Source organism: Aquabacter sp. L1I39 (assembly GCF_017742835.1).
Lineage (GTDB): Bacteria > Pseudomonadota > Alphaproteobacteria > Rhizobiales > Xanthobacteraceae > L1I39.
Map to the genome: position 1 here is coordinate 1,432,952 of NZ_CP072392.1, position 23,776 is coordinate 1,456,727.

Annotated in this window: 26 protein-coding genes; 14 read left to right on the forward strand and 12 right to left on the reverse strand. The window is 67.8% G+C overall.

Going from position 1 to position 23,776, the window contains the following annotated elements; translation table 11 throughout:
• Nucleotides 1–1,359 (reverse strand): ABC1 kinase family protein, encoded by a 1,359-nt coding sequence (locus tag J5J86_RS06220; RefSeq protein ID WP_209103998.1) that lies wholly within the window; start codon nucleotides 1,357–1,359, stop codon nucleotides 1–3.
• Nucleotides 1,360–1,398: 39 nt separating this feature from the next.
• Nucleotides 1,399–1,887, reverse strand: coding sequence for a DUF6790 family protein (locus J5J86_RS06225; protein WP_209103999.1), 489 nt, complete (start codon nucleotides 1,885–1,887; stop codon nucleotides 1,399–1,401).
• Between the two features lie 195 nt (nucleotides 1,888–2,082).
• Between J5J86_RS06225 and J5J86_RS06230 the strand changes: the two genes are divergently transcribed.
• Both J5J86_RS06230 and J5J86_RS06235 read left to right on the forward strand, forming a co-directional pair.
• Entirely contained in the window at nucleotides 2,083–2,487 is a 405-nt protein-coding gene (locus J5J86_RS06230; RefSeq protein ID WP_209104000.1) for a hypothetical protein, read from the forward strand.
• Between the two features lie 36 nt (nucleotides 2,488–2,523).
• Nucleotides 2,524–3,510 carry a DUF1775 domain-containing protein gene (locus J5J86_RS06235; RefSeq protein ID WP_209104001.1) on the forward strand — a complete coding sequence of 329 codons (987 nt, stop codon included), beginning with the start codon at nucleotides 2,524–2,526 and terminating at the stop codon, nucleotides 3,508–3,510.
• A 33-nt stretch (nucleotides 3,511–3,543) separates the two neighbouring features.
• On the opposite strand, the gene J5J86_RS06240 is transcribed toward J5J86_RS06235, so the two are convergent.
• On the reverse strand, nucleotides 3,544–4,419 hold the full coding sequence (locus J5J86_RS06240) for a LysR substrate-binding domain-containing protein (RefSeq protein WP_209104002.1): 876 nt from the start codon (nucleotides 4,417–4,419) through the stop codon (nucleotides 3,544–3,546).
• 165 nt (nucleotides 4,420–4,584) lie between these two features.
• On the opposite strand from J5J86_RS06240, the gene J5J86_RS06245 reads away from it, so the two are divergent.
• Both J5J86_RS06245 and J5J86_RS06250 read left to right on the forward strand, forming a co-directional pair.
• Nucleotides 4,585–4,995, forward strand: a complete 411-nt coding sequence (locus tag J5J86_RS06245) for a tautomerase family protein (protein ID WP_209104003.1) — start codon at nucleotides 4,585–4,587, stop codon at nucleotides 4,993–4,995.
• A gap of 63 nt (nucleotides 4,996–5,058) precedes the next feature.
• The gene (locus tag J5J86_RS06250; protein ID WP_209104004.1) at nucleotides 5,059–5,319 is read left to right on the forward strand and encodes a hypothetical protein; all 261 of its coding nucleotides are present in this window, start codon (nucleotides 5,059–5,061) and stop codon (nucleotides 5,317–5,319) included.
• A gap of 106 nt (nucleotides 5,320–5,425) precedes the next feature.
• On the opposite strand, the gene J5J86_RS06255 is transcribed toward J5J86_RS06250, so the two are convergent.
• The 4 genes from J5J86_RS06255 to J5J86_RS06270 are packed head-to-tail and all read right to left on the reverse strand — an operon-like array spanning nucleotide 5,426 to nucleotide 8,622.
• Nucleotides 5,426–6,823 (reverse strand): NAD(P)(+) transhydrogenase (Re/Si-specific) subunit beta, encoded by a 1,398-nt coding sequence (locus tag J5J86_RS06255; RefSeq protein ID WP_209104005.1) that lies wholly within the window; start codon nucleotides 6,821–6,823, stop codon nucleotides 5,426–5,428.
• Between the two features lie 11 nt (nucleotides 6,824–6,834).
• Complete coding sequence (locus J5J86_RS06260; RefSeq protein WP_209104006.1) at nucleotides 6,835–7,290, reverse strand: proton-translocating transhydrogenase family protein; 456 nt, start codon at nucleotides 7,288–7,290, stop codon at nucleotides 6,835–6,837.
• Nucleotides 7,287–8,438: a Re/Si-specific NAD(P)(+) transhydrogenase subunit alpha gene (locus J5J86_RS06265; RefSeq protein WP_209104007.1), complete on the reverse strand. Its 1,152-nt coding sequence runs from the start codon at nucleotides 8,436–8,438 to the stop codon at nucleotides 7,287–7,289. Before J5J86_RS06265 ends, J5J86_RS06260 begins: the two co-directional genes overlap by 4 nt.
• 31 nt (nucleotides 8,439–8,469) lie before the next feature.
• Nucleotides 8,470–8,622, reverse strand: a complete 153-nt coding sequence (locus J5J86_RS06270) for an aa3-type cytochrome c oxidase subunit IV (protein ID WP_209104008.1) — start codon at nucleotides 8,620–8,622, stop codon at nucleotides 8,470–8,472.
• A gap of 384 nt (nucleotides 8,623–9,006) precedes the next feature.
• Here J5J86_RS06270 and J5J86_RS06275 point away from each other — a divergent pair, with 384 nt between their 5' ends.
• From J5J86_RS06275 to J5J86_RS06285, 3 genes are all read left to right on the forward strand, one after another.
• Nucleotides 9,007–10,086 (forward strand): PA0069 family radical SAM protein, encoded by a 1,080-nt coding sequence (locus J5J86_RS06275; protein ID WP_209105269.1) that lies wholly within the window; start codon nucleotides 9,007–9,009, stop codon nucleotides 10,084–10,086.
• Between the two features lie 74 nt (nucleotides 10,087–10,160).
• Nucleotides 10,161–10,649, forward strand: coding sequence for a VOC family protein (locus tag J5J86_RS06280; RefSeq protein ID WP_209104009.1), 489 nt, complete (start codon nucleotides 10,161–10,163; stop codon nucleotides 10,647–10,649).
• 80 nt (nucleotides 10,650–10,729) lie between these two features.
• The gene (locus tag J5J86_RS06285; RefSeq protein WP_209104010.1) at nucleotides 10,730–11,227 is read left to right on the forward strand and encodes a GNAT family N-acetyltransferase; all 498 of its coding nucleotides are present in this window, start codon (nucleotides 10,730–10,732) and stop codon (nucleotides 11,225–11,227) included.
• Here J5J86_RS06285 and J5J86_RS06290 read toward each other — a convergent pair whose 3' ends face one another.
• Nucleotides 11,228–13,060, reverse strand: coding sequence for an ABC transporter transmembrane domain-containing protein (locus J5J86_RS06290; RefSeq protein WP_209104011.1), 1,833 nt, complete (start codon nucleotides 13,058–13,060; stop codon nucleotides 11,228–11,230).
• Nucleotides 13,061–13,158: 98 nt separating this feature from the next.
• Between J5J86_RS06290 and rpmE the strand changes: the two genes are divergently transcribed.
• Nucleotides 13,159–13,383, forward strand: coding sequence for a 50S ribosomal protein L31 (rpmE, locus tag J5J86_RS06295; protein WP_209104012.1), 225 nt, complete (start codon nucleotides 13,159–13,161; stop codon nucleotides 13,381–13,383).
• Between the two features lie 299 nt (nucleotides 13,384–13,682).
• Here rpmE and J5J86_RS06300 read toward each other — a convergent pair whose 3' ends face one another.
• On the reverse strand, nucleotides 13,683–14,162 hold the full coding sequence (locus tag J5J86_RS06300) for a DUF1465 family protein (RefSeq protein WP_209104013.1): 480 nt from the start codon (nucleotides 14,160–14,162) through the stop codon (nucleotides 13,683–13,685).
• A 251-nt stretch (nucleotides 14,163–14,413) separates the two neighbouring features.
• Nucleotides 14,414–14,599, reverse strand: a complete 186-nt coding sequence (locus J5J86_RS06305; RefSeq protein ID WP_209104014.1) for a DUF1192 family protein — start codon at nucleotides 14,597–14,599, stop codon at nucleotides 14,414–14,416.
• Between the two features lie 183 nt (nucleotides 14,600–14,782).
• Between J5J86_RS06305 and J5J86_RS06310 the strand changes: the two genes are divergently transcribed.
• Nucleotides 14,783–15,784: an NAD(P)H-quinone oxidoreductase gene (locus J5J86_RS06310; protein ID WP_209104015.1), complete on the forward strand. Its 1,002-nt coding sequence runs from the start codon at nucleotides 14,783–14,785 to the stop codon at nucleotides 15,782–15,784.
• A 188-nt stretch (nucleotides 15,785–15,972) separates the two neighbouring features.
• Nucleotides 15,973–18,825 carry an EAL domain-containing protein gene (locus J5J86_RS06315; protein WP_209105270.1) on the forward strand — a complete coding sequence of 951 codons (2,853 nt, stop codon included), beginning with the start codon at nucleotides 15,973–15,975 and terminating at the stop codon, nucleotides 18,823–18,825.
• 33 nt (nucleotides 18,826–18,858) lie between these two features.
• Here the strand turns inward: J5J86_RS06315 and J5J86_RS06320 are convergent, their stop codons facing one another.
• A complete protein-coding gene (locus J5J86_RS06320; RefSeq protein WP_209104016.1) occupies nucleotides 18,859–19,476 on the reverse strand; it encodes a YqgE/AlgH family protein in 618 nt (205 codons plus the stop codon).
• Nucleotides 19,477–19,614: 138 nt separating this feature from the next.
• Between J5J86_RS06320 and J5J86_RS06325 the strand changes: the two genes are divergently transcribed.
• The gene (locus tag J5J86_RS06325; RefSeq protein ID WP_209104017.1) at nucleotides 19,615–20,472 is read left to right on the forward strand and encodes a protein-disulfide reductase DsbD domain-containing protein; all 858 of its coding nucleotides are present in this window, start codon (nucleotides 19,615–19,617) and stop codon (nucleotides 20,470–20,472) included.
• 129 nt (nucleotides 20,473–20,601) lie between these two features.
• Nucleotides 20,602–21,087, forward strand: a complete 486-nt coding sequence (locus J5J86_RS06330; protein WP_209104018.1) for a peroxiredoxin — start codon at nucleotides 20,602–20,604, stop codon at nucleotides 21,085–21,087.
• Nucleotides 21,088–21,129: 42 nt separating this feature from the next.
• Here the strand turns inward: J5J86_RS06330 and J5J86_RS06335 are convergent, their stop codons facing one another.
• On the reverse strand, nucleotides 21,130–21,336 hold the full coding sequence (locus J5J86_RS06335; RefSeq protein WP_209104019.1) for a YdcH family protein: 207 nt from the start codon (nucleotides 21,334–21,336) through the stop codon (nucleotides 21,130–21,132).
• A gap of 207 nt (nucleotides 21,337–21,543) precedes the next feature.
• On the opposite strand from J5J86_RS06335, the gene J5J86_RS06340 reads away from it, so the two are divergent.
• On the forward strand, nucleotides 21,544–21,723 hold the full coding sequence (locus J5J86_RS06340) for a YdcH family protein (protein ID WP_209104020.1): 180 nt from the start codon (nucleotides 21,544–21,546) through the stop codon (nucleotides 21,721–21,723).
• A 227-nt stretch (nucleotides 21,724–21,950) separates the two neighbouring features.
• Nucleotides 21,951–23,771, forward strand: coding sequence for an ABC-F family ATP-binding cassette domain-containing protein (locus tag J5J86_RS06345; RefSeq protein ID WP_209104021.1), 1,821 nt, complete (start codon nucleotides 21,951–21,953; stop codon nucleotides 23,769–23,771).
• Nucleotides 23,772–23,776 lie beyond the last annotated feature (5 nt).

The following is a 23,776-nucleotide window of genomic DNA, read 5'->3' on the forward strand; positions in this document are numbered from 1 at the left end:
TCAGGCCAAGCCCGCCACCGCGAGGGCCGCGGCCTGACGCTCCGCGACGCCGGCATGCGAGAAGCCGGTAATGGCGTCCTCGAACAAAGCGTGGAAATTCAGCTCGGCCTTGAGGTGCAGGAAAACAGCACCAAGCCCGATGGCGGCGCGGTCCATGAAGACGAATTCGCGGGGCACGGTCACTGGTCCCAGCTCCTTGAGCGCCGTGTGCACCTGGAACGCCTCGCGCCGCCCATATTGGCCCGGCGCGACGCCATCGGCGATGGTGCGGACGCGATCATCCATCAGCGGCCCGTAGATGAAGCGCGCCCAGATGTTGAGCACGTCGATCAGCTCCCGCTTCAGCCCCCGGAAGCCCCAGGTCTCATAGGCATGAACCACCCGGGCCTCGTCGCCTTCCAGGAGGCCGCGATAGAGGTCCACAACGCCCGCCACGAAGGTGGGCGGGAAGATGCGGATGCAGCCATAGTCCAGCAGGTTGATGCCCGCCGGTCGCTCGCCCTCGTCCATGAAGACGGTGTAATTGCCCAGATGCGGGTCGCCATGGATGACGCCGAACCGGCTGAAGGGCAGCCACCAGGCGGTGAACATGGCGCGGGCGAGCCCGTTGCGTTCCTCCAGCGGGTGGTCGACGAAGGTGAGGATCTTGCGCCCTTCGAGCCATGAGAGCGTCAGCAGGCGTCCGGTGGAGAGGTCCTCCCGCACGCCCGGCACGCGCACCAGGTCGCTGTCCGCCAGCATGTGCCGGTAGAGGGCCACATTCTTGGCCTCGCGCCGATAGTCCAGCTCCTCGCGCACCCGCTCGCCGATCTCGCGGGCGATCTCCCGCGTGTCGATGACCGAGGTCATCCGCCGGTGGAGGGCGAACAGCACGTCCAATTGGCTGAGGTCCGCCTCCACCGCCGCCTGCATGTCGGGATATTGCAGCTTGCAGGCCACCACCTCGCCATCCAGCGTCACCGCCTTGTGCACCTGGCCGAGGGAGGCGGCGGCGGCCGGCTGGTGCTCGAAACTGGCGAAGCGCGTCTCCCAGTCGCGGCCCAGCTCCGCCATCATGCGCCGGCGCACGAAGGCCCAGCCCATGGGCGGGGCGTCCGACTGGAGCTTCTGCAACTCGCTGGCATAATCGGGGGGCAGGAGGTCCGGGACGGTGGCCATCAACTGCGCCACCTTCATAAGGGGCCCCTTCAGCCCGCCCAGCGCCGAGGCGAGCGCCGCCGCATTGGCCTCCCCTGCCTTGTCGAGGCCGAGGAGGCGCGTGCCGGCGATGCGCGCGGCCACCCCGCCCACATTGGCCCCCACACGGGCATAGCGCGCCGCCCGCGCGGAGAAGCGATTGCGTTCGGCATCATCGGCCATGGAGCACCTTCTGGGACATTTCGGGTCCGCACGCGCGGGTCAGGCACGAGCCCGGCGCCAGGAGAGCGCCAGAAGCACCAGGAGGGAGAGGGGCGTGAGGACATCGGTATAAAGAATGGGGCCGGCATTGCCCGCCGCAAGGTTCCCCGTCGCGGCAATCTGCACCATGTGGCCCGCCGCCGCGCCGCCGAGAAAGCCGGTGGTCATGATCGCCACCGCCAGCCTGTAGTGCCAGCTGGAAAGGAAGGCCCCCACCACGCCGGCAAGGCCGATGCCGAGATTGGCCACGCCCACCTCGAACTGGAACGGGCTCGGCGCCCAGCCGATGGAGGCGGCCGCCTGCGCGGCGAAGACGATATGCCCCAGCGCCGCCCACAGGCTTTCCAGCCCCACCGGAAAGAGCAGGATGGTGCGCAGCAGGCGGTCAATGACGAAGCCCGGCGGACGGGGCGACGGCGCGCGGAAGATGGCGAGCCCCGCGCACGCCAGCGCCAGGACCCAGGTGAGGATCGGAACCCAGAACACCATCTCGCCTCTCCCCCGTGTGCTTCGGCACGCCTGCCTTTTTCGGGGCCGACAATAACGCATTGGCGGCGCTTCCGGTTCACCTCCCGGCGCGCGCCCGCTGCGCCGGCCATGCCTTGCGCCCGACGCCATCCCGCCCTATTGGCATGGGCACCGGCGCACGCCGGGTGAGGAACGCTCGGGCAGGAAAAGCCGCGCATGACGGCCACCGCACAGGCAGCTTGGATGAAGGCGACCGCCCGCTGGCTCGGCGCGATGGCCCTCGCCTATCTGCTGGTGCTGCAGAGCGTGCTCGGCTTTGCCGCCGGCGCGCAGCATGGCCCGGGTTCCGCATTGGCGACGGAAGGGCTCTGCCTGCCCAGCCAGATGCTTGGCGCCAATCCCGCTCCCGCGCCGGACAGCCCCGACCACCACGACGCCTTGTGCTGCCTGATGGGCTGCACCGCCGGCCATGTGCCGGCCGCGCTCGGGGCCGTGCCGGTGGCGCGCCTCGCCCCGCCCCTTCCCGTTCCCCTGCGCATGGCTCGGCCGCTCGCCGGCCCCTCCTTCACGCAGGCGGCCCTGTTCCCCTTCGATGCCACAGGCCCTCCGGCGCGCGCCTGACGCCGCACCATCCTGTCCTGTCATCGGAGATGTTTCATGTCCCGCTTTCTTGCGCGCGGCTGGACCGCCGCTTTCCTCGCCGTCGCCGCCCTGCCAGCCGCTGCTGTCCCGGCTTTCGCCCATGTGACGTTGGAGCCGGCCGAAGCGCAGTCCGGCCGCTCCTTCAAGGGCACGCTGAAGGTGCCCCACGGCTGCGAGGGAGCAGCCACCACCGCCATCCAGGTCACGCTGCCCGACGGCGTGATTTCCGTAAAGCCCCAGCCCAAGGCCGGCTGGACGCTGGCCACACAGATCGGCGATTACGGGCGCTCCTATGAGGTGATGCACGGCCCGCCCGTCTCGAAGGGCGTGAAGACCATCACCTGGTCGGGGGGCGAGCTGCCCGACGCCTATTATGACGAGTTCACCTTCGTCGCCTATCTGGCGCCGCAAGCGAACCCGGCCACGCTCTATTTCCCCGTGCTCCAGAGCTGCGGTACCGCCAGCACCAACTGGGCGGAAATCCCCGCCGCCGGCGGCCCACGCCCGCCGCGGCCCGCGCCCGTCCTGAAGGTGGCGGCCGCCGCCCAGGCTCAGACTGCGGCTGTGTTCAAGGCCGGCGACATCACCATCGAGGCGCCCTGGTCGCGCGCCACGCCTGGCGGCGCCAAGGTGGCCGGCGGCTTCCTGAAGATCACCAATGCGGGCACCACGCCCGACATGCTGGTCTCCGGCACCTTCGCCGCCTCCGGTCGTGTGGAGATCCATGAGATGGCGGTCAAGGATGGGGTGATGACCATGCGTCCGCTGAAGGACGGCCTCGTCATTCCCCCCGGCGGCAGCGTCACGTTGGCGCCGGGTGGCTACCACCTCATGTTCATGGACCTCGCCCAGCAGCTGAAGGACGGCGACACCGTCAAGGGGACGCTGGTGTTCGAGAAGGCCGGCAAGGTGGACGTGACCTTCCAGGTGCGCTCCATCGGCGCCGGCGCGGGGGCGCCACCCGCGTCCGGCGGCATGTCGGGCATGGACCACAAGCACTGATGCCAAGCGGGCGCCCGAACGGTTCGGGCGCCCTCACGCTGCCGCAAAAAGCGGGCGCTCGCAGCGCACTTCCTCGCGGATGACGGCCTCCACCTGCTGCAAGGCGGGCTGAGGTGCATCACTGCGGCCATAGAGCACGAATTCCACCTCGGGCAGCGGCGCGCTGACGAGATCGGTCACCGCCACCAGATCCGCCCGCATAGCGCGGGGTGAGCGCACGGTCACGCCCATGCCCGCCCCCACCGCCGCCATCAGGCCCGGCAGGCTCGGGCTGGTGAAGGCCACGCGGAAGGGCCGCCCCGCCGCCGTGAGCGCGGAGATGGCCGCCGCCCGGAACACGCAGGGCTGCTCGAACAGAAGCAGCGGCACCGGGCTTCCCGCATCCAGCCGGAACTGCCGCGCGGCGTACCAATGCATGGGCTCCCGCGCCACCACCCGAGCCGGCAGGTCGCTGTCGCGCCGGAATCCCACCGCCAGATCCAGGTCCGCCACGTTCAGCCGATCCAGCAAGGTCTGGGTGGAGCATACCCGCACAGTGATGGGCGCCTGGGGAAACTGGGCGGCCAGGCGCGCCAGGATGCGCTGCATGGCGGTCTCGCCCACATCCTGCACGAAGCCGAGGCGCAGAGGCTGCGCGAAGGTGCCGTGCACATGCTGGGCGAGGATGCGGTCGTTGAGATCGAGCAGGTGCCGGGCATCGTCCAGGAAGGCCCCGCCCCGGGCGGTGAGCATGACACCCCGCCCCTTCCGCTCGATCACCGGGAAGCCCACCTGTTCGGAAAGCCGGTCCATCTGGAGGCTCACCGCCGACTGGGTCCGCCCCACCCGCTGCGCCGCCGCCGAGATAGACCCCAGCTCCGCCACCGCCGCGAAGGAGCGGAGCAAATCGAGATCGAGCGTGCGGATCATGGCGGGGCTTCCCTCGGTCGCGCACGGCCTCGCCACGCTGAGTGGGAGCGGGACGCGGCTCCATTTTATGAGCATATCGAAATTCATGATTTTGAGAATTCAATTTTTATCATGATTTCTGCCGCCCTATCTTTCCCCCATCACCTCAACCGATGGAGGCTCCCGATGCCCATCCTTCAAGTCACCCTCTCCGGCTCCTCCGACGCCGCCCAAGCCCGCGCCATCGCGGCGACGCTTTCGGGCCTCTCCGCCCGCATCCTGCGCAAGGATGAAAAGCTCACCTCGGTGGCCGTCACCTTCCTGCCGGCGGATCAGTGGTTCGTCGCTGGCGAGAGCCTCGCGGAGGCGGGGCTCGCCTCCTTCTGGCTGGACATCGCGGTGGTTGATGGCACCAACACCAAGGACGAGAAGGCCGCCTTCATCGCAGCCACCTTCGCGGCCATGGCCCAGGCGCTGGGGCCGCTGCATCCGGAGAGCTACGTCCTGGTGCGCGAGGTGAAGGCCGACGCCTATGGCTATGGCGGGCGCACCCAGGAAAGCCGCTATGTGGAGAAGACGCTGAAGGCTGCCGCCTGAGCGGGGCCGGATCGGGGGCGCGACGCCGCTTGCGCCTCCCGGGTGCGGCTGCCAGGGTGAGGCATGAGCGATCCCCTTCCCGAGACAGCCCCGAAGCCCGCAAGCACCGTCGCCGTGGGCGGTGGCGTGAGCGTCATCCTGCTGACGGGGATGGCCGCCATGGCCAAGCTCTACCAGGAGGGCAGCGGCGTCCTCGCGCTGGGTCTCGTCCTTGTGGTGACCATACTTGGCGCCTTCGCGCTGGCCCGCTTCATATCCCGCCATGGCCATGAGATCGGCGAAGCCCGGTTCGACACCACGCCGAAGGAGCCGCCGGGCGCCTGAGCGACGGCGGCGGCGCGCCATTGGTGAGCCACCGCCCGTCAGGCAAAGAAAAAGGCCGCCCGGCGTGCGCCCGGCGGCCCCTCTTTCTTGCGCTGTCCTGGAAGGATCAGAGGTTCTTGACCACTTCCTCGGTCACCTTCTTGGCGTCGCCGAACAGCATCATGGTGTTGTCGCGGAAGAACAATTCGTTCTCCACGCCGGCATAGCCCGAGCCCATGCCGCGCTTGATGAAGAGCACGGTCTTGGCCTTCTCCACGTCCAGGATCGGCATGCCGAAGATGGGCGAGGCCGGGTCGGTCTTGGCCGCCGGGTTGGTGACGTCATTGGCGCCGATGACGAAGGCCACGTCCGCCTGGGCGAACTCGGAGTTGATGTCCTCCAGCTCGAACACCTCGTCATAGGGCACCTGGGCTTCCGCCAGCAGCACGTTCATGTGCCCGGGCATGCGGCCCGCCACCGGGTGGATGGCGTACTTCACCTCGACACCCTCTTCCTTGAGGATATCGGCCATTTCGCGCAGCGCGTGCTGGGCCTGGGCCACCGCCATGCCGTAGCCGGGCACGATGATGACCTTCTGCGCGTTCTTCATGATGTAGGCCGCATCATCCGCCGAGCCCTGCTTGATCGGGCGAGCTTCCACCGCACCGGCCGGTCCGCCGGCGGTCTCGCCGCCGAAGCCACCCAGGATGACGGAGATGAAGGAGCGGTTCATGCCCTTGCACATGATGTAGGACAGGATCGCGCCCGAGGAGCCCACCAGCGCGCCGGTGATGATCAGCGCCGTGTTGCCCAGCGTGAAGCCGATGCCGGCCGCCGCCCAACCCGAATAGGAGTTGAGCATGGACACCACCACCGGCATGTCGGCGCCGCCGATCGGGATGATGAGCAGGCCGCCCAGCACCAGAGAGATGATGGTGATGATCCAGAACAGGGTGATGGAGCCGGTCATCACGAAGGCGACGATCAGCACCAGCAGCAGGATGGCGAGGCCCGCATTCACCAGGTGGCGGAACGGCAGCATGATGGGCTTGCCCGACATGTTTCCGTTCAGCTTGGCGAAGGCGATGATGGAGCCGGTGAAGGTGATGGCGCCGATGGCCACGCCCAGCGACATTTCCACCAGGCTCGCGCCATGGAGGTGGCCGGGATCACCGATGCCGAAGGCGGCGGGCGCATAGAGGGCAGCAGCAGCCACCAGCACGGCGGCAAGGCCGACCAGCGAGTGGAAGGCCGCAACCAGCTGCGGCATGGCGGTCATGGCGATGCGGCGGGCCACCACCGCGCCGATGCCGCCACCGATGCCGATGCCGGCGATCACCAGCACCCAGCCCATGGCGTCGGCGGGCGGGGAGAGGGCCAGCGTGGTCAGGACCGCAATGCCCATGCCGACCATGCCGAACAGGTTGCCCTGCCGGGAGGTGGTGGGATGCGACAGGCCGCGCAGCGCCAGGATGAACAGGATGCCCGAGACCAGGTAAAGGAGGGCGGCGATATTGGCGTTCATCGCTCAGATCCTCACTTCTTCTTCTGGTACATGGCGAGCATGCGGCTGGTCACCATGAACCCGCCGAAAATGTTCACCGAGGCGAAGATGAGCGCGATGAAGCCGAACAGGCGCGCGCCCCAGGAATGGCCGACATCGCCGACCGTCGAGACACCCACCGCCAGGAGGGCGCCCACCACGATCACCGAGGAGATGGCGTTGGTGACGGACATCAGGGGCGTGTGGAGCGCGGGGGTCACCGACCACACCACATAATAGCCCACGAACACCGCCAGCACGAAGATGGACAGGCGGAACACGAAGGGGTCGATGGCCCCGCCGGTGGCGGCATGGGCGGCGGCGCCAAGGGCGGTGGCCGCCTGGTCCGCATAGGCCTGGGCGACCTCGGCCGCCTGGCGGGCCACCTCGGCGGCGGCGCGCGCCTGGGAGGCGGCATCCACGGCCGTCTGCGATGCAACATTGCTCATTGGACGGCTCCCTCAACCTTGGGGGCGAAGCTGGGATGGACGACGGCGCCGTCGCGGGTGAGGAGCGTCGCCTTCACGAGCTCGTCGTCCCACTTCACCGCCAGGGCCTTGGAGCCCTTGTCGATCATGGTCTCGAGGAATGCGAAGAGGTTCTTCGCATAAAGCTGGGAGGCGGACGCGGCGATGCGGCCGGGCACGTTCAGGTAGCCGACGATCTTCACGCCGTTCACATTGGTGATGTAGCCGGCCTGCGAGCCTTCCACATTGCCACCGCGCTCGACCGCGAGATCGACGATCACCGAACCGGGCTTCATGGAGGACACCATGGCCGCCGTCACCAGGCGGGGCGCGGCCCGGCCGGGAATGAGGGCGGTGGTGATCACCAAATCCTGCTTCTTGATGTGCTCGGCGACAAGAGCCTGCTGCTTGGCCTGGTATTCCGCCGACATGGGCTTGGCATAGCCCGCGGCGGTCTCGGCCTGCTTGAACTCCTCGTCCTCCACGGCGATGAACTTGGCGCCGAGGGATTCCACCTGCTCCTTGGCGGCGGGCCGCACGTCGGTGGCGGTCACCACCGCGCCGAGGCGGCGGGCGGTGGCGATGGCCTGGAGGCCAGCGACGCCGGCGCCCATGACGAAGCAGCGCGCGGCGGGAACGGTGCCCGCGGCGGTCATCATCATCGGCAGCGCGCGTCCGAACTGCTCGGCGGCATCGATGACGGCGCGATAGCCGGCCAGGTTCGCCTGGGAGGACAGCACGTCCATCACCTGGGCACGGGTGATGCGGGGCATCAGCTCCATGGAGAAGGCGGAGATGCCCGCATCGGCCATGGCCTTGAGCGCGGCGTCATTGCCGTAGGGGTCCATGATGGCCAAAACGAGCGCGCCGCGCGGATAGGCGGACAGCTCGGATTCGGTCGGACGGCGCACCTTCAGCACCACGTCGGCGCCAGCAACCGCATCGGCGCCAGTGGGGACGATGGTGGCGCCCATCGCCTCATAGTCCGCGTCCGTAATGCCAGAATTCAGGCCTGCCCCACTCTGCACCGCGAAAGTGGCGCCGAGGGCGGACAAGCGCTTGACCGTATCCGGGGTCGCAGCGACCCGCGGCTCGCCGAGATCAACCTCGGCGGGGACAGCGATTTTCATCTGAAACGTCTCCGATGTCCGAGTGTTCAACTCAGAGCAGGAAAATCCACATGAGGACCATGAGCACGGCGACGCCTACGGTGCCCCATTTGGCGAGGCCCGTGAACAGAGCGTACGTCCGCTGGTGCTCGGCATAATCGTTGCCTGCCGCGGTGGCATATTCCACCGAGCCGTGATCGGCCATGTCACTCCCCCTAGCGCGCATTTTTTGGACTTTGCCCTTTAACCTGGAAAGGGCGTTTGTGGCAACTGCGCTTAATATACAGTATTCTATATATCAATGACTGACCAGCCCCTCCTACATAAGAATGTGATCGCATTTGTTCTTGTTCTGTTCTGCGTCTGACGCTAGCCTGCAGGCATGGATTTACGCCACGACTCAACAGCTTCCGTCCCTAGCGGCAGCTTCGGCCGCCACGGCGGGGTCATGCGCTCCGCAGACGCCCCGGGCGGCGAACCCTCCGCCCGGTCCCTGAAGAAAAAAACGCCGCACCCCGAGCGCATTGTGGGGCGCCTCCTGCAGGACCGACAGTCCGCTCAGGACGCCGCCGCGCCCTTTGCCGACGAGATGCTGCCCTGCACGGTGGACAGCGACCGCCGCCGGGGCCGCGGCGCCGTCTCCAACGCCGCCGGCCGGTTCGAGCCGGCTGCCCGCATTCCCTTCGACGATGGCTGGGAAAGCCTGGAGGATCTGCCACCCTTCCTCACACAGGTGACGGAAGAGCGGGCGCGCACCGTCATCACCCGCAACCAGTCGCCCGACATCGCCTTCGACCGGTCCATCAATGCCTATCGGGGCTGCGAGCATGGCTGCATCTATTGCTTCGCGCGCCCGACCCATGCCTATCAGGGCCTCTCGGCGGGGATCGATTTCGAGACCCGGCTGTTCGTGAAGCCCGATGCACCGGAATTGCTGGCGCGCGAGTTGTCGCATCCGTCCTACAAGCCGCGCACCATCGCCATGGGCACCAATACGGACCCCTACCAGCCCATCGAGCGGCAGTGGGAGATCACCCGCAAGCTCCTCCACGTGCTGAACGATTTCGGCCATCCGGTGGGCATCGTCACCAAGTCCGGCCTCGTGGCGCGCGACATCGATATCCTCAAACCCATGGCCGAGCGGGGTCTGGTGAAGGTGGCCATCTCCATCACCACCTTGGACCACAAGCTCTCCCGCCTCATGGAGCCGCGCGCAGCCTCGCCCATGCGCCGGCTGGAGACCATCCGCCGCCTGACGGACGCCGGCATCCCGACAGCGGTGTTGACGGCCCCGCTCATCCCCGCGCTCAACGACATGGAGATCGAGCGGATCCTGGATTCCGCGAAGGCGGCGGGAGCGACGGAGGCTGGCTATGTGACCTTGCGCCTGCCGCTGGAGATCGCCGACCTGTTCCGCGAATGGCTGGTGGCCCATTTTCCCGACAAGGCCCGCCACGTCTTCTCCCTGGTGCGGGAAATGCACGGCGGGCGGGATTATGATTCCACCTTCGGCAGCCGGGGACGGGGCACCGGCCCCTATGCCTGGACCATCGGCCGCCGCTTCGAGATCGCCGCCCGCCGCCTCGGGCTGGTGGGCCGGGGGCTGAAGCTCACCACCGAGCATTTCCGCAAGCCGCCCCAGCCGGGGGAGCAGCTTTCCCTGTTCTGACCCATCCGCCCTTCGCCTGATCACCGCCCAGCCTTCGCCCGGTCTTCAGCCCAGGCCGCCCCTCTGGAGGTTTCATGCCCGCCCACCCCCAGCCCCACCCCCACGCCAACGCGTCCCCGCCCGCCGCGTCCGCGCGACCGGGCCTTCACCTGGTGACGCTGGGGGTCGCGGACCTGCCTCAGGCCGCCGCCTTCTACACCGCCTTCGGGTTTGAACGCCGGGGCAAGGCCCATGAGAACGTCGCCTTCTTCGAGGCGGGCCATCTCATCCTGTCGCTCTATCCGTCCCAGGCGCTGGCGCGGGATGCCGAGGTGACCGACCTCGACGCCTCCGGCGCCTTTCGCGGCATCACGCTGGCCTGCAACACAGCCAGCGAAGCCGAAGTGGACACGCTGATGGCGCGGGCGGCATCCCTGGGAGCCCGCATCCTGCGGCCGGCCCAGCCCATCTTCTGGGGCGGCTATATGGGCTATTTCGCCGACCGCGACGGCCATGTGTGGGAGATCGCGTACAATCCCTATTTCCCGTTCGACGCGGCGGGGCGCCTAGTGGTGCCAGACTGAGGCTGGCGCGCCGGCAACTTTTCCTTGAGACATGCCGGGGCTTCATGGCGCATCCGCCGGCTGGCGGGCACGGATACGCCATGACCCAGGATGCCTCGACAAAGGATGCCCGCCCCCCGTTTCACGTCACGCCCTATGAGCCTGGCCAACGGGCCGCGCTCGCCGACCTCTGGGTGGCGAGTTGGGCGAAGACCATGCCCGAGATCGATTTCGAGGCCCGCCGCCCGTGGTTCCTGGGTCATTTCGAGACACTGCGGCAGACCGGGGCCGAGATCCTGGTGGCAGTGCCTGCGGAGACGGGCGCGCGGGGCGGTCTGCCGGCCGGCTTCGTCGCCATCGCTCCGGCCACCGGCTATCTGGATCAACTGGCCGTCGCCCCCGCCTTCTGGGGAAAGGGCGCCGCCGAAGTGCTCATGGCTGCCGCACGGCAGGTGTCTCCCGCAGGCATCGCCCTTGACGTGAACCAAGACAATCCCCGCGCCGTCGCCTTTTACCGGCGCCTCGGCTTCGCCATCGCCGCAGAAGGACGCAACCCGCTGTCCGGCCGCGCCATCTGGCGGATGGAATGGAAGCCCTGATCAGGCCGCCCCATTGAACTGCAAGGCCGCGAGGCGCGCATAGAGCCCGCCTTTGGCCACCAATTCCCCATGGGTGCCCTCGTCCACGATCCGCCCCCCTTCCATCACCAGGATGCGGTCGGCGGAGAGGACGGTGGCCAGGCGATGGGCAATGACCAGAGTGGTCCGCCCCGCCATGGAGCGCTCCAGGGCCGTCTGCACGAGGGTCTCGCTTTCGGCGTCGAGAGCCGAAGTCGCCTCGTCCAGCAAGAGGATGGGCGCGGCGCGCAGGATGGCGCGGGCGATCACAATGCGCTGGCGCTGGCCACCGGAGAGCATCACGCCCCGCTCGCCCACCTGGGTCTTCCAGCCCTGCGGCAGGCGCGCCACGAACTCGTCCACCAAGGCGGCGCGTCCTGCCTCCTCCACCTCGGCGTCCGTCGCCTCCGGCCGGGCGATGCGGATGTTCTCGCACACCGTATCGGCGAAGATGGCCACGTCCTGCGGCACCAGCGCCAGCTGGCGACGCACCGCGACGGGATCGCAAGCGGCGATGTCGATGCCGTCCAGCCGGATCTGGCCGGCCTGCGGGTCATAGAAGCGCTCCAGCAATTGGAACACCGTGCTCTTGCCCGCCCCGGACGGCCCCACCAACGCCACCCGCTCGCCAGGCCGCACCGAGAAGGACACCCCATGCAGCGCCCGCCCATCGGGGCGCGTGGGGTAGGCAAACGACACCTCGTCGAACTGGATGGCGCCGGACAGACGCGCCGGCAAGGCCTTCGGCCGGGCCGGGACCTTCACCTTTGGTGTCTCGCGCAGGAGTTCGCCGATGCGCTCGGCAGCTCCCGTGGCCGAGGACACCTCACCCCAGGTCTGGGACAATTCGCCGAGGCCGCTTGCCGCCAGCACCGCGAACAGCACGAACTGGCTGAGATCGCCTGCCGTCATGGTGCCCGTCATCACCGACTGGGCGCCGGCCCAGAGCACGCCCACCACGCTGGCGAAGACGAGGAAAATGCCGATGCCGGTCAGCGCGGCGCGGGCCTTGGTGGCATCCCGGGCGGCTACGAAGGCGCGCTCCACCGCCGCCGCGAACCGCGCGCGTGCCGCACCCTCGGCGCTGGAGGCCTGCACCGCCCGCATGGCCGAAATGGCTTCCGCCGCATAGGCCGAGGCATCCGCCAGCGTGTCCTGCGCCAGGCGCGAGCGCTTGCGCACCCGGCGGCCGGAGGCGACCAGCGGCAACACGATGAGCGGAATGGCCACCAGCACCAAGGCGGAAAGGCGCGGGCTCGTTACCACCATCATTGCGACGGAACCGACGCACAGGGCGAAATTGCGCAGGGCGATGGAGGCGGAAGTGGCAACGACCACCTTGATCTGGGTGGTATCGGCGGTCAGCCGGGAGGTCAGCTCGCCAGCGCGGGCGGTGTCGTAGAAGGCGCCATCCAGCGCGGTCAGGCGGGCGAAGACCGCATCGCGCAGATCCGCAACCACCCGTTCTCCGAGCGTGGTCACGAGATAATAGCGCACGGCGGAGGCAGCGGCGAGAACGCCCACCACCACCAGCAGCATCATGAAATAGCGGTCGATGAGACCGGCCTCGGGCGCCGTGAAGCCGTGGTCGATCATGCGCCGCACGGCAATGGGCATGGCCAGTGTCGCCATCGCCGCCACCACCAGGGCCGCGAGCGCGGCGGCCACCCGGACCCGATAGCGCAGCAGATGCGGCAGGAGCGCGAGCAGCGGCCCGAGCGAGCGCCGCCGCCCGGATGCCGTTGCGGAAGGCGCTTCGGAGGCGGGGTTTGGCGGAAGTTGCGGACGATCCGCTGAGGTGTCGGCTTGTGTCAACGCATGCTCTCGTTTATAGACCCGCCACTTCCGTCAGGAAACGAATTCATACCGTCGCCGTTCGGCTGGTCTCTGGCGCGGCGAGAAGGACGTGACCCATGAAGAGCGAGATTCACCCCGACTACCACTTCATCAAGGTGGTTATGACGGACGGCACCGAGTACACGACGCGGTCGACTTACGGCAAGGAGGGTGACGCCCTTCAGCTGGACATCGACCCCCGCACCCACCCCGCGTGGACCGGCGGCACCCAGCAGCTGATGGACCGCGGCGGCCGCGTGTCCCGCTTCAAGAACAAGTTCGGCGGCCTGCTCAAGGGCTGATTGGACGGCGCCGTTTGGCGGCGCGGGCGGTCAGCGCCTGCGCGCCATGGTCGCACCCTGAGCTTCTCCCCCCGGGGCTGGACAGGTCGGATCCAAAACGGATCGGCCCGATCCGGCCTCGGCGCGTTTGCGCATGGCCATGCTCCCAGCGCAGCGGGTGGACCCTTTCCCCCACCGCGAAATCCGCGTCACGACATCCGGGACAGACGCAAGGATGACTTGAATGCGCGAGGAGGGCGTGCCGACACATGCCGTGCCCGTCGCAGAGCGGCCTCCCCACGCTTGGTCTTTCTGTGCATTCAGTCCTGCGGTCTGCGGACCAGTTGAAGATGCGGCCGCCCCATCGGCGCGGGGCGCTCGCCATTGGCATTGGCTGCGCCAAGCAGATATTCGGCCCGTGCGCACACCGCCGCGCGCAGGGCCTCGGCCTCCGCGCGCAGCGCCTTGAGGCCTTCGGGATGATCGGGAGAGGCGACGGCGGGTGGGGCCTTCAGGTCCGTGCGACTGGCCTGCAGGCGCACCACATCCATGGAAATCTCGCCTTCCGCCACCGCCCTCTCCATCAGCAGCCAAGCCGCAATCTGCAGCAGCAGGGTGGTCAGCGCGCGGGATTCCGCATGATAGGCGGTGTTGGCGTCTTCGGAGAGGCGCGCCGCCTCAAGACGGCCGGGGCCGCCGAGATAGGCGCTCACCCGCTCCAGCAGATCCATCCCGTCTCGGTACATCTGGGAGAAGGGACCGTTTCCCGGCACGCCGAGGGTCGCAATGCTTCTGTCCATCTGCGCCTCCTGACGGCCAAGGGGGCGCGTCCGTGCATGGGAGGAAGACATTGCACCCGCGTTGCGGCGGAATCCAGGCCGCTTGTCACGGCGCACGCGAAATTGCGGGGATGCACGGCGCTCACAGAAGAGCCGCCTTGCGGCGGCTCAGGTCGACGGGAGGACGCCAGATGTCCGAGAAGGCCAGGACTGCAGGCCTTCCATCGGAACAACTCTAAAGTAGCCCCCGTCGCTTAACGAAAGCTGAATGCCTATCGCTTGAAGAAGGCATCGGCCGCGCTGCGGGAGGCTTTCTTGGCGGCGAGTGCGCCTTCAAGGCGCACGATCTCCGCCTTCAGGAGCGCGATCCGCTCTAGGAGCTCATCCTCGGAGAGCCGCGAGACGTCCGCGCCAGGCTGGATCGGCGACGGCGGGGGCGTGGGGCGGTCATCATCCATGGGTCAACCTCCGATCAAAGCCACGCGGCCGTCTCGCGCAGAGCCGGGCCGGGCGCGATGCCATTTTCGCGCCGCACCGCATGGGTTACTAGAGGGGGCTTGTGGCGGCCCCCGCCGCCCACCCCGCACCGTCACGGACGGGGGATGTCCCTCCCCTCCACCGCTCCAACCGGGAACCGTGCCATGACCGATCTGCCCGCGACCATGTCTGCCATCTGCATTTCCACCCCCGGCGGGCCGGAAGTGCTCGTCCCGTGCGAGCGGCCCATGCCCGTGCCCGCCGCCGGCGAGGTGCTGATCAAGGTGGCGGCGGCGGGCGTCAACCGGCCGGACGTTGTCCAGCGGCGCGGCCTCTATCCCGCGCCTCCCGGCGCCTCCGACCTGCCGGGGCTGGAGATTTCCGGCACCGTGGTGGCGCTCGGGGCGGGCGTGACGCGGCACAAGGTGGGGGATGAGGTGTGTGCGCTGGCGGCGGGAGGCGGATATGCCGCTTATTGCACGGCGCCCGAGGCCACAACGCTGCCCGTGCCCGCTGGCTTCTCGATGGTGGAGGCGGCTGCCCTACCGGAGACCTTCTTCACAGTGTGGAGCAATGTCTTCGACCGCGCGCGGCTCCATGCCGGGGAAACCCTACTCGTGCATGGGGGCACGTCGGGCATCGGCACCACCGCCATCCAATTGGGCAAGGCGTTCGGCGCCCGCGTGATCGTGACCGCCGGCTCCGCGGAAAAATGCGAGGCTTGCCGGCGCCTCGGGGCGGACGTCGCCATCGACTATAAGAGCGAGGACTTCGTGGCCGTGGTGAAAAGCGCCACCGGCGGCAAGGGTGCCAATGTCATCCTCGACATGGTGGGCGGGGCCTATATCCAGCGCAATTATGAGGCGGCGGCCGTGGAAGGGCGCATCGTGCAGATCGCCTTCCAGGAAGGCTCCAAGGTGCAGATCGACTTCATGCGCCTGATGCTGAAGCGCCTCACCCACACCGGCTCCACGCTGCGCGCCCGCCCTGTGTCCGAAAAGGCGGCCATTGCCGATGCGCTCTCGGAGAAGGTCTGGCCGCTGCTGGCGAAGGGTGCCATCCGCCCCCTCATCGACCGCACCTTCCCTCTCGCGGAAGCGGCCGGCGCCCATGCACGCATGGAATCCAGCACCCACATGGGCAAGATCGTGCTTGAGGTGGCGTGATGCGCCCCTGCGGGAACGGCCGGACGGCTGTTTCCGCCGCCTCCTCCTGCGTCAGCCGGGCCTTCGCCTTGCTCCGGCCCCAGGTGGGCGCTAGTGATGGCACCTTCCCCCGGTTCACCGGGTGCGGAGGCTTGCCGTTGCGTTCTGTCCTGGTTTTTTGTGTCCTTCTCCTTGCCGCCTTGCTGCCCATGCGCTCCGCCGGCGCGGTCGAGGCCGTTGCTGTGCGCCTCGATGCCAAGGTCACCGACCTTCTCCCGGCGGTCGAGCACTACAATACGGAGACCGACCGGCTCCAGATTTCCACCGTGCCAGGCACCGATGGCATCGTGCGCCGCATTGAGGTGCGGGCCTCCGATGGCGAGGCGAAAGCCCATTGGGTGGTGTTCGCCCTTTCCAACAATACCGACGAGCAGGTGGACCGGCTCATCGTCGCCCCCTTCTACCGCATGGTGGGGTCTGGGCTGTTCTGGCCGGATCTGGGCAATCGGCGCATCCTGAATTTGACGCCAAGCCAGGGCTTCAAGCCCGAGCGCCAGAGCGCGCCGGACGCGGACGTGTTCCTGGTCACCCTCGACCCCGGCAGCACCGTCACCTTCGTCGCCGAACTCACCGGCGAGAAGCTGCCCCAGCTCTATCTGTGGGAGCCGGACGCCTTCAAGGACAAGGTGAACAGCTTCACCTTGTACCACGGCATCGTCATCGGCATTGCCGGCCTGCTCGCCTTGTTCCTGACCATCCTGTTCGTGGTGAAGGGCTCGGTGATGTTCCCGGCCGCCGCCGCGCTGGCCTGGGCGGTGCTGGGCTATATCGGCCTCGATTTCTCCTTCTGGTCGAAGGTGTTCGGCCTCTCGCCCATTGCCGAGCAGTTCTGGCGGGCCGCCGGCGAGGCGGTCCTGACCGCCACCTTGCTGGTCTTCCTGTTCGCCTATCTCAATCTCAACCGCTGGCACGTGCGCTATGTTCACGTGGCCGCCGGCTGGCTGGTGTTCCTCGCCGCCCTGGTGGTGGTGGCGCTCCTTGATGCGCCGGTGGCGGCGGGCATTGCCCGCCTCTCGCTCTTTGCGGTGGCGGTGGCGGGCCTCGGCGTCGTGATCTGGCTGTCCCAGCATGGCTATGACCGGGCGGTTCTGATCATTCCCACCTGGCTGCTGCTGCTGGCCTGGGTGGTCATGGCCGGCCTCACGGTGGAAGCGGTGGTGACCAACGACCTGGTGGCGCCGGCCTTGTCCGGCGGCCTGGTGCTCATCGTCATGCTCATCGGTTTCACGGTGATGCAGCACGCCTTTGCCGGCCTTGGCGCGGTGCAGGGCTCCACCTCGGACCTGGAGCGCCGGGCCTTGGCGCTGGCCGGTTCCGGCCATCTGGTGTGGGACTGGGACGTGGACAGCGACCGCATCTACACCTCGCCCGAGGTGGAAGACGCCCTCGGCCTCAAGCGCCGTTCACTGGAGACCGAGGCGGCCGGCTGGCTGGAAGTGCTGCACCCCGCCGACCGCGACCGCTTCCGCGCCACCCTCGACGGCATCATCGACCAGAGGCGCGGACGCATCGACCAGGATTTCCGCCTGCGCGCCATTGACGGCCACTATCTCACCTTCAACCTGCGCGCCCGCCCCGTGGTGGGCGCCGATGGCGAGGTGGTCCGCTGCATCGGCACATTGGTGGACGTGACCGGCGAGCGCATCGCCGCCGAGCGCCTTTTGCATGACGCGGTGCGCGACAACCTCACCGGCCTACCCAATCGCGAGCTGTTCCTGGATCGCCTGGACCAGGCGCTGACCTTTACCCGCATCGACGACACGCTGAAGCCCACCGTCATGGTCATCGATCTCGACCGGTTCAAGCAGGTGAACGTGTCGGTGGGCATGGCCATGGCCGATTCCATCCTGCTCACCGTGGCGCGACGCATGATGCGCCTCCTGAAGCCGCAGGACACGCTGGCGCGCATTTCGGGCGACCAGTTCGGCCTCATCCTCATGTCCGAGCGCGATCCCGAGCGCATCACCACGTTTGCCGACACGCTGCGCCGCTCCCTGCGCGCGCCCATCACCTTCGCGGACCGGGAAGTCTTCATCACCGCCTCCATCGGGCTCGTTCTGTCGGGCGGCGACCAGGCCAAGCGCACGGACGTGCTGAAGGATGCGGAACTGGCCATGTATTTCGCCAAGCGCATCGGCGGCGACCGCATCGAGGTGTTCCGTCCGGCCATGCGCCAGCAGAAGACCGACCGGGTGGCGCTGGAGGACGACCTGCGCCATGCCCTGGAGCGCGACGAGATCCTGGTGCGCTACCAGCCCATCGTACGCCTGGACGACCGGGCCATCGGCGGCTTCGAGGCCTTCCTGCGCTGGCGACACCCCACGCTGGGCGAACTGCCCGCCGCCGAATTCCTGCCGCTGGCCGAAGAGACCGGTCTCATTCTCGACCTCGGCCTTTTCGCCCTGGAGAAGGCCGCCCGCCAGCTTGGCCAGTGGCAGCGCCTGGTGCGGGTCGACCCGCCGCTCTTCATGCATGTGAACGTCTCGTCGCGGCAATTGCTGCGGCATGACCTGATCCAGGACCTGAAAGCCGTGCTCGCCCGCAACGTGGTGGCCGCCGGCTCCCTCAAGCTGGAAATCACCGAGGCCCTGGTGATGGAGAATCCCGAATATGCCGCCGTCATGCTGGCGCGCATGCGGGAACTGGGCGCGGGGCTGTGCCTCGATGACTTCGGCACCGGCCAATCGGCGCTGGCTTATCTCCAGCGCTTCCCGTTCGACAGCATCAAGATCGACCAGCGCTTCGTGCGCGACAGCGCCAAGGGCCCGGCCCGGGCCGCGCGGCCCATCATTGTCGGGTCCATCATCGACCTGGCCCATCACCTCGGCATGGACGTGGTGGCAGAAGGCCTGGAGCGCGAGGAAGAGGCGGGCGAGATGTCCCATTTCGGCGCCGAATATGCCCAGGGCATCCTGTTCGGCGAGCCGCTGACGGCGGACGAGTGCCGCGCCTTGTTCGAGCCGGTGCGCAGTGAGCCGCGCCGCCGGCGCACCGCCGTCTAAGCGGGGCGTCTGCTGCGGAGTACGGCGATGCCGTCAGGCGTGCCCGGCCTCCGAGGAGAGCATGGCAAGGTCGATGCCGAGCTTGCGCAGCGCCAGATCATACTTGGTCTCGATGCTGGTGCCGAACACGAGATCGGGATCGGCCGGGCAATGCAGCCAACCATTGGCCTGGATCTCGGTCTCCAGCTGCCCTGGCGCCCATCCCGCATAGCCGAGTGCCAAGACCGCACTGGACGGGCCGCGCCCGCCGGCAATGGCTTTCAGAATGTCGAGAGTCGCCGTCAGGCAAATGCCGCCATCGATGGGCAGTGTCGAATTTTCGATGAAGAAATCGGAGCTGTGGAGCACGAAGCCCCGGCCCGTCTCCACCGGCCCGCCGCGCAGCACACGCACGTCCCCCACCGCCTTGGGCAGGAGGATGCGGTCGGAGGCGGGCACCACGTCGAGCTGCACCAGAAGGTCGCGGAAATCGATATTGGGCGCGGGCTGGTTCACCACGATCCCCATGGCCCCCTCTTCGGAATGGGCGCACAGATAGATCAGCGTCCGGGAGAAGCGCTCGTCCTGCATGGACGGCATGGCGATCAGCATCTTCCCGTCGAGATAGTCCCGCGGGTGGTCGGCCGAGAGCATCTTCAAATCGTCCGTCATGGAGAAAGCCTAGCGCGGAGGGGCTCGTTTGCAAACGCCGAACCCTCGGGCCGCGATCCCCGCATGCTGTTTCGCCGCACCCGTCACGGGAAAGTGCACGCCCGCCCTTTGCAAGCCCGGCGCAGCCGCGATAGGGGCATGAGCATGATCCGCGCCGCCTCCCTTGCCGCCTTCCTTGCCGGCCTCTTTGGCCTCGGCCTTGCTGCCGTCCTGGTCCTGTTCGCGCCCCCCGCTCGGGCGGCGGAAACCCCGTTCGCCCGCACCCAGGGCGCCGAAGTGCGGCTGCTGGCGGGCGCGGTGAAGGACGGCGCGCTGGAGGCAGGCGTCGAAATCCGGCTCGCGCCCGGCTGGAAGACCTATTGGCGCTATCCCGGCGACAGCGGCATCCCGCCCCGGTTCGATTGGTCCAATTCCCGCAACGTCTCGGGCGTCACGGTCGCCTTCCCCGCGCCGCGCCGCTTTTCCGACGGCGGCGGGGGATATTCCGTCGGCTATAAGGGGTCGGTGGTGCTGCCGGTGCGCGTGGCGCTGACCGATCCGGCCAGGGCCACCCGCCTTGACCTTTCTTTGGATTTCGCGGTTTGCGACGCCCTGTGCGTGCCGGCCCACGTACAGATCTCGCTCGACGTGCCCCCCGGCGGCGGGGATGAACCCGGCCTTGCCTTCGCGGCCGCCGCACTCCCGGTCAAGACGCCACTGGGCGCGCCCGGCTCGCTCGGCATACAGGCGGTGTCCGTGGACACCTCACAGGCGCCACCCGTGGTGGTGGTGAAGGCGCGCGGCGGACCCAAGGCGGACCTGTTCGCGGAGGGGCCGACCGAAGCCTGGGCCCTGCCGCTTCCCAGCCGCGAAGAGGCCGCCGACGGCAGCCTCACCTTCCGCTTCGCCCTCGACGGACTGCCCAAGGATGCCACTTGGCCGGGCGCGATGTTGCGCCTCACGCTGTCCGAGCAGGGCAAGGCCATCGAGACGCAGGTTCCGCTCCAGCAGCCCTGACCACGCACGGACGCGATCTGCGCTTTTCTCCTCCGTAAATGTCCCTATCCTGCGCGCGGCTCGCGCGGCACTTACCGCCGCGCGGCACCCGGCCGCGCTAGGGCCGGAGACCCATTAGCGGAGCAAGAGATGCCCATCCAAGTCGGCGACACCCTCCCGTCCGTGACCTTCCGCGTCGGCACCGAAGACGGACCGGTGCCGAAGACCACCGAGGAAATCTTCAAGGGCAAGCGCGTGGTGCTGTTCGCGGTGCCGGGCGCCTTCACCCCCACCTGCCACAAGAATCACCTGCCGGGCTATGTGGCGCGCGCGGACGAGATCAAGGCGAAGGGCATCGACACCATCGCCGTGGTGGCGGTGAATGATCCCTTCGTGATGAGCGCCTGGGAAAAGGCGTCCGGGGCTGACGGCAAGGTGCTGTTCCTGTCGGACGGCAATGGCGACTTCGCCAAGGCCGTGGACCTGACCTTCGACGGCGGCATGGCGGGCCTCGGCATTCGCGCCAAGCGCTTCTCCATGCTGGTGGAAGACGGCGTGGTGAAGTCCCTTAATGTGGAGGACGTGCCCTCCAAGGCGGACGTCTCCAGCGCCCAGACCATGCTCGGCCAGATCTGACCGCTCCCGCCCGCCGGCAGTGCTGGCGGGCGCCCTCCGCCGTCAGGCAATGATGTCGGGAAAAAGCTGGTCCTCCAGATGGCTGATCTTGTCCTTCAGCTGCAGCTTGCGCTTCTTGAGACGCTGGATTTGCAGCACATCGGAGCCCGACACGGCGGTGAGGGCGTCGATGGCCACGTCCAGGTCGCGATGCTCCTGCCGCAGGCGCTCCAGCAGCAGCTTCAGATCCCGTTCCTCGTCACTGGTCATTCAAGAATCCGCCACGCCCGGAAGAGGCTGTCTTCAGCGAATATCGCACGGGGACGCGCGCCCGCAAGCCACTCCGCATCACCCACGGCGCCGCACCGACACGCAAGCGTGATCCGCCCCTGCTGCACTGCATCATAAGTCGGCCATCGACTCTTCGCCGCCTCCATGACAGACTGATGTCCGTTGCAGACAGGGAGAGACGAAAGCATGTCCGTCCAGTCGCACATTGCAGAGCTTGAGCGTCGTCACGCAGCTCTCGACACGGAACTGAGCCGTGAACTCCAACGCCCGGCCACCGATCCCACGCGGATCGCCGAATTGAAGCGTAAGAAGCTCGTCCTGAAGGACCAGATCACCCGGCTTCGAGGAGACAGCACCGTACATTGAGCACAGCGCAGCCGTCCTACCGGCGCGCGTCCTGTCCCTGAGGGGAGGCTACGTCGCCCCATAACGTGATGGGACGCAGGTTCGGATGTCCGGTACTTCACGGGTGCGCCTCGGTTGACGTAGGGGAGAGTCCTGCAACACCTTTACCCCTCGTCGCGAGCCCGGTGCGCGTGTGAAGTTTGCGCGTGAGTGTTCCATCTGCGCCCAAATGCCTTTAAGCGGGCGCCATGGCTCCTCCGCTCATCCAGCTCCAGGACATTCACCTGCGCTTTGGCGCGACCCCGCTGCTCGACGGCGCCGACCTCGCGGTCTCACCGGAGGATCGGTTGTGCCTCGTGGGGCGCAATGGCTCCGGCAAGTCCACCTTGCTGAAGGTGGCTGCCGGGCTCATTGAACCCGATTCCGGCACCCGCTTCTTCCAGCCGGGCGCGACCGTGCGATACCTGCCGCAAGAGCCGGACTTTTCTGGCGTTGCGACCACGCTGGCCTATGTGGAGGCTGGCCTCGGACCGGGCGACGATCCCTATCGCGCCCGGTACCTGCTTGAACAATTGGGCCTTACCGGCGAGGAAGACCCCTCGCGGCTGTCCGGCGGCGAGGCGCGGCGCGCGGCGCTTGCCCGTGTGCTTGCGCCCGAGCCTGACGTGCTGCTCCTGGACGAGCCCACCAACCATCTGGATCTGCCGGCCATCGAGTGGCTGGAAAGCGAGCTCAAGTCCCTGCGCTCGGCCCTCGTGGTCATCAGCCATGACCGCCGCTTCCTGGAAACTCTGTCCCGCGCCACCGTCTGGCTCGACCGGGGCACCACGCGGCGCCTCGACCAGGGCTTCGGCAAGTTCGAGGCCTGGCGCGACGACGTGCTCGAACAGGAAGAAACCGACCGCCACAAGCTCGACCGCAAGATCGTCGCGGAGCTCGACTGGTTGCGCTACGGCGTCACCGCGCGCCGCAAGCGCAATGTGCGCCGCCTCGGCCTCTTGCAGTCCATGCGCAAGGACCGCCGGGAAGAGCGCCGTTCCCAGGGAAATGTGAAGATCACGGTGAGCGAGGCGGACACCTCCGGCAAGCTGGTGATCGAGGCCAAGGGCATCTCCAAGACGTTCGGCGACACGCCGGTGGTTAAGGAGTTCTCCACCCGAATCCTACGTGGCGACCGCGTCGGCATCGTCGGCCCCAATGGCGCCGGCAAGACGACGCTCCTCAAAATGCTGATCGGCGACCTGAAGCCCGACACCGGTACGGTGAAGATTGGCGCAAACCTCGAAATCGCCTCTCTCGACCAGCGCCGCAGCGCGCTCGACCCCGAGGCCACATTGCGCGATGCGCTCACCGGCGGTGGGTCTGACCAAGTGATGGTGGGTGGCGTGCCCAAGCATGTGATGGGCTATCTCAAGGACTTCCTGTTCACCCCCGAACAGGCCAATTCGCCCCTGCGCGTGCTGTCCGGCGGCGAACGCGCCCGGCTCATGCTGGCGCGCGCCCTTGCCCTTCCCTCCAACATGCTGGTGCTGGACGAGCCCACAAACGATCTCGACCTGGAAACCCTCGATCTGCTCCAGGAAATGGTGGCCGACTATCCCGGCACCGTCCTTCTGGTGAGCCATGACCGCGACTTCCTGGACCGCACCGTTTCCTCGGTGATCGTGGCCGAAGGCGAAGGCGTGTTCCGGGAATATGCGGGCGGCTATTCGGACATGGTCGGCCAGCGCGGGCGGGGTGTGGAGACAAAGGGGAAGGGCGACAGCCGCGCCCCGGCAAAGGCCGAGGTCCGCGCCGAAAAGGCGCCGGCCAAGCCGGACGCAGAGAAGAAGCGGCGCCTCACCTTCCACGAGCAGCACGCGCTTAAGACCCTGCCGCAGACCATGGAGAAGCTGCAAAGCGAGATCGCCAGGCTCGGTGCCCTGCTCGCCGATCCCCAGCTCTACGCCAAGGATCCGGCCAAGTTCGAGCGCACGTCGAGCGCTCTCGGCAAGGCGCAGTCAGACCTTGAGGCTGCCGAGGAGGAATGGCTCCGCCTGGAAATCCTGCGGGAGGAAGCGGGGGGCTGAAGGTC

Coding starts and splice junctions, on each gene's coding strand:
- J5J86_RS06220 (WP_209103998.1), bottom strand. CDS start 1,359: ATGGCCGATGATGCCGAACGCAATCGCTTCTCCGCGCGGGCGGCGCGC.
- J5J86_RS06225 (WP_209103999.1), bottom strand. CDS start 1,887: ATGGTGTTCTGGGTTCCGATCCTCACCTGGGTCCTGGCGCTGGCGTGC.
- J5J86_RS06230 (WP_209104000.1), top strand. CDS start 2,083: ATGACGGCCACCGCACAGGCAGCTTGGATGAAGGCGACCGCCCGCTGG.
- J5J86_RS06235 (WP_209104001.1), top strand. CDS start 2,524: ATGTCCCGCTTTCTTGCGCGCGGCTGGACCGCCGCTTTCCTCGCCGTC.
- J5J86_RS06240 (WP_209104002.1), bottom strand. CDS start 4,419: ATGATCCGCACGCTCGATCTCGATTTGCTCCGCTCCTTCGCGGCGGTG.
- J5J86_RS06245 (WP_209104003.1), top strand. CDS start 4,585: ATGCCCATCCTTCAAGTCACCCTCTCCGGCTCCTCCGACGCCGCCCAA.
- J5J86_RS06250 (WP_209104004.1), top strand. CDS start 5,059: ATGAGCGATCCCCTTCCCGAGACAGCCCCGAAGCCCGCAAGCACCGTC.
- J5J86_RS06255 (WP_209104005.1), bottom strand. CDS start 6,823: ATGAACGCCAATATCGCCGCCCTCCTTTACCTGGTCTCGGGCATCCTG.
- J5J86_RS06260 (WP_209104006.1), bottom strand. CDS start 7,290: ATGAGCAATGTTGCATCGCAGACGGCCGTGGATGCCGCCTCCCAGGCG.
- J5J86_RS06265 (WP_209104007.1), bottom strand. CDS start 8,438: ATGAAAATCGCTGTCCCCGCCGAGGTTGATCTCGGCGAGCCGCGGGTC.
- J5J86_RS06270 (WP_209104008.1), bottom strand. CDS start 8,622: ATGGCCGATCACGGCTCGGTGGAATATGCCACCGCGGCAGGCAACGAT.
- J5J86_RS06275 (WP_209105269.1), top strand. CDS start 9,007: ATGCTGCCCTGCACGGTGGACAGCGACCGCCGCCGGGGCCGCGGCGCC.
- J5J86_RS06280 (WP_209104009.1), top strand. CDS start 10,161: ATGCCCGCCCACCCCCAGCCCCACCCCCACGCCAACGCGTCCCCGCCC.
- J5J86_RS06285 (WP_209104010.1), top strand. CDS start 10,730: ATGACCCAGGATGCCTCGACAAAGGATGCCCGCCCCCCGTTTCACGTC.
- rpmE (WP_209104012.1), top strand. CDS start 13,159: ATGAAGAGCGAGATTCACCCCGACTACCACTTCATCAAGGTGGTTATG.
- J5J86_RS06300 (WP_209104013.1), bottom strand. CDS start 14,162: ATGGACAGAAGCATTGCGACCCTCGGCGTGCCGGGAAACGGTCCCTTC.
- J5J86_RS06305 (WP_209104014.1), bottom strand. CDS start 14,599: ATGGATGATGACCGCCCCACGCCCCCGCCGTCGCCGATCCAGCCTGGC.
- J5J86_RS06310 (WP_209104015.1), top strand. CDS start 14,783: ATGACCGATCTGCCCGCGACCATGTCTGCCATCTGCATTTCCACCCCC.
- J5J86_RS06315 (WP_209105270.1), top strand. CDS start 15,973: ATGCGCTCCGCCGGCGCGGTCGAGGCCGTTGCTGTGCGCCTCGATGCC.
- J5J86_RS06320 (WP_209104016.1), bottom strand. CDS start 19,476: ATGACGGACGATTTGAAGATGCTCTCGGCCGACCACCCGCGGGACTAT.
- J5J86_RS06325 (WP_209104017.1), top strand. CDS start 19,615: ATGAGCATGATCCGCGCCGCCTCCCTTGCCGCCTTCCTTGCCGGCCTC.
- J5J86_RS06330 (WP_209104018.1), top strand. CDS start 20,602: ATGCCCATCCAAGTCGGCGACACCCTCCCGTCCGTGACCTTCCGCGTC.
- J5J86_RS06335 (WP_209104019.1), bottom strand. CDS start 21,336: ATGACCAGTGACGAGGAACGGGATCTGAAGCTGCTGCTGGAGCGCCTG.
- J5J86_RS06340 (WP_209104020.1), top strand. CDS start 21,544: ATGTCCGTCCAGTCGCACATTGCAGAGCTTGAGCGTCGTCACGCAGCT.
- J5J86_RS06345 (WP_209104021.1), top strand. CDS start 21,951: ATGGCTCCTCCGCTCATCCAGCTCCAGGACATTCACCTGCGCTTTGGC.